At 43.0% G+C, this 3,273-nt stretch carries 3 protein-coding genes; all 3 read right to left on the bottom strand.

The features are described 5' to 3' along the window. Positions 1–132: 132 nt before the first annotated feature. Positions 133–1,491: a tetratricopeptide repeat protein gene (locus tag IBX48_RS10030; RefSeq protein WP_296834074.1), complete on the bottom strand. Its 1,359-nt coding sequence runs from the start codon at positions 1,489–1,491 to the stop codon at positions 133–135. Further along, positions 1,488–3,020: a FecR family protein gene (locus IBX48_RS10025; protein ID WP_296834071.1), complete on the bottom strand. Its 1,533-nt coding sequence runs from the start codon at positions 3,018–3,020 to the stop codon at positions 1,488–1,490. The genes IBX48_RS10030 and IBX48_RS10025 overlap by 4 nt, the downstream gene beginning before the upstream one ends. Before the next feature lie 54 nt (positions 3,021–3,074). Then, on the bottom strand, positions 3,075–3,273 hold a 199-nt coding region (locus tag IBX48_RS10020), incomplete at its 5' end, for a hypothetical protein (RefSeq protein ID WP_296834069.1).

Below are 3,273 nucleotides of genomic sequence, written 5' to 3'. Positions count from 1 at the left end.
GCCACAACATCATTTGGTCTTTAACTTTTAATTCAAACGGTTCTTGTAGCTGAGGCGCAAAAAGAGTGATGTATAAACTGGTCATTAACACACTTAAGGTCAAAACGACTTGGATCATGACCCTGATCATGACTAAAACCTATAAATATAATTTAAATTAACCTGAGTTTTATCAAACTCATAAGGCCCTTGGTTTGATTTGTGAAAAGCTTGCGTTAAATTTGCACTCAGTGTTGAATTACGATTAACTTGGTACTGTCCACCCAAGTCTATACGTGTAATTTGATCAGAGCGTTTGTTTGCAAACAACCAGTTTTCCTGCTGATAATCGGTGGTAGTGAACGAGGCGCTGCCGATTAAACGCCAGTGTGCTGTTAGCACTTTGTTCGCATTTATTTTTAAGATTTTTTCGGTCAAAGAAGCAGGATCAGAAGCCGCATTGTTTGCCTGTTGACGATTTTCATAACTAAAACTTGCGCCCAAAACCCAAGGTTTTTCACCGATCGCGTGACGATAACTCATTGAATAAATATTAGACCAAGCATTACGGATCGTGTTGTCACCATCATATTGCATCGAACGTAATTTATAACCCGCCGCTAAGGTTTGATTGGCGGACAGGAGTTGCTCTAAACTTGCGCCCACTGAGGCATTAGCCAGATAAGTCTTGCCGTCTAAATAAACACGGTCTATCTCAAATGGAAAAGCCACCTTGTAAATATCGTGTTGATAAGTCGGCGCGGTTAAGGCGCCCAGATACAACACGTTATTTTGGGAATAGTCTTTATTTAAACGATTAAAACCGACTAACTGACTATTAAGTGACCAACCACCCCGCTGACCGAAATCATAACCGTGGTTGTAGATCAATGTCTGACCAAACCCATAATCTTCGGCTTCTGCATTGCCTGACAACTCTAGGCCGCCAAACCCGTCTAATGCAAAATTATTACCCGATCCAATATCGTTATTTGCATTGGAATCATAACCAAAAGTTAGCACGAAGGTTCTAGCATGAGAGTGCCTAGACTGTTGTTTATCAATGCGTGCTTTAAAATCAATGACATTGGTACGCACCGCATCGGGTAAGTTCGCGTTTAACGCTCTGTCCAACTCGGCATGGGCTAAAGCATATTCCCCCATATCGAAATAGAGTTTTGCCAACTCTAAACGTGTGCGAACGCTTTGTGGATTTAGCATTAACACACGATCAAACGCCGCTATGGCTTGATCGGTTCGCTTTAAAGCGGCCGCCGACATGGCAAAATAGAAATTAACCAACGCATTTTCTGGGGTGCGATTTAATAAAACTTCAAAGGCTATATAAGCTTGATTAAATTGACCTTGGTCAAACAAGGTTTTGGCTGCGTCAAAATCGGCTTTTAATGAATTTTGAATTTGCTGATTCGTCGCGTTTTCGGTATTAGCGGCGTAAACAGGAAAACCACAAAGACTTAAAACAACAAACGGCTTAATTAAAAATTTAATCATTGTTTAACCGCCTTAAAAACACCGTTAGCAATTAAACCATCCGCTCTATTCGCCCAAAATCCACCACCTATCGACTCCGCATTTGAACCATAAACCATACCTTCCAAATAACCTGATGAATATTCTTGACCATCCACTCTCAGACCAGAGCTAAACAAACTCCCATTCAGCGATTGATATGTTGGATCAACCGTTAGTTGCCATTCTGATCCATTCGATGCTGAAAACCCCATGCCACCTGCAATCGATTGTTCGGCGAAGTTAAAGGATAAACCCACATGGCTAGATGCGGTATTAATCGAAAACGTTTGGCCCGTTTCGTAACTAAAAACCTCACCCAGCACTTGGCCACTGTAACTGTATATGACTGGTTGGTTAATCAATGAATTTATATGGGCGGCAGCCTGAGTGGCTTCTGTGCCACCCACCCAAAAACCAGCCAACCCATCCTGCTCCCACGTTCCCCAACCTACATTGTCATCAAATGTACCGACCAAATCCAATTGAGAAGTTTCAAACTCACCACCATAGACTTCATTTGCCTCATAATCTAGATAGAAGTCATCTTGGCTTGGTTCCTGTAGACAGTCAAAACATGGGTCTTGCAAAACATATGAAGAGGCAGAAAGCAGTTTCCAGCCCGTTAAAGTTGAGGGCAAAGGATCATTAACAATCTCTTCAACTGGAACATCAATCACATCCGCTTGATGATCTACCAGGCTAACGAATTGATCTTCTAAGTCTTTTTCAATTCTTGAATCCAAGGATTGATCGACAATACGAGTATCCACATTTGGCTGTCCATCATTAGCTGGGTCGGCTTGTTCGGTCAAACCATCCGTATTCTGCAGGTTGTCTGTTTCATCATTACCACTCGCTTGGTTTTCTGAACTGTCTGTCGTTCCGCCCTCGGTTTGTTCACTGGCATCTTCATTTAGTTCCTGCAGCTCCTGATTTGTCAGAGGTTTAGGTGGTGCGGGTGGTTGACCTGGTGTGATGTTGGTAAATTGACCCGCCGGAACATCGACACTGCGACCAGTTTGATCTTCGGTAACAAAAATTCGTCCGCTGATGGTCGCAATGGTTTCGCGGTTTTCAGCAATCCTTCCGCTGAAAATCGTGCCGCGAATACCGATGGTGGCGGTGCGTGTTTTGACGCTGAACTTATCTGGCGCGGCTTTGCCGATTTGGCCGGTGATAACCTTAAAGGTGCCTTTGGCGATGTTGAACTTGGCTTCGGCTCGATTCGAGCCTTCGTTTAAAAAGGATTCAATTCCAAACTCGGTATTACTGCCCAGCGTAATCACTGTCTGATCGCTAAATCGCAATTGAGCACGCGCACCAGAGCTGGTGACGACTTTATCTTGCGCCAATAATTCAGCGCCTGTTTCAGCGCGTAATGTTTGTTCGGCGCGTTGGATATTTACTTCACCTGTGGCCAGTGAAATCGTGCCAACGGAGGCGAAACTGGGCAAAGTCAAAAAACTCAACATCAAAAAAATCAAAGTCAGCAACGGACGCTTAAACATAGCGTTATCCTCTATAAACATTGTTTAGTATGTGGATTTTACCAAACATGCATCTCAAAAAAATCTTAACTTCGAGGTATTAGCATTGGTTAAAACTATAATAAAATCAATAACAGCTAAAAACAACAAAGCCACCAGGCCTGGTGGCTTTGTTGTTTTTGTTTCACTTTGATGCTCACTTAGGTTTTTGACACTACCTAATGCTCGCGGGTGGCGGTGAACTTTAGGTTCGGCCAACGTTCTTCGGTTAATT

The sequence above is a fragment of the Thiomicrospira sp. genome (genome assembly GCF_014859555.1).
In the GTDB taxonomy this organism is placed as follows: Bacteria; Pseudomonadota; Gammaproteobacteria; order Thiomicrospirales; family Thiomicrospiraceae; genus Thiomicrospira.
The sequence above is the reverse complement of the archived record's forward strand: the minus strand, read 5'-3'. Positions and strand labels throughout refer to the sequence as shown.

What these genes read in the sequence shown, in the direction of transcription:
- IBX48_RS10030 (WP_296834074.1), bottom strand. Translation starts at nt 1,491, where the DNA reads ATGATTAAATTTTTAATTAAGCCGTTTGTTGTTTTAAGTCTTTGTGGT.
- IBX48_RS10025 (WP_296834071.1), bottom strand. Translation starts at nt 3,020, where the DNA reads ATGTTTAAGCGTCCGTTGCTGACTTTGATTTTTTTGATGTTGAGTTTT.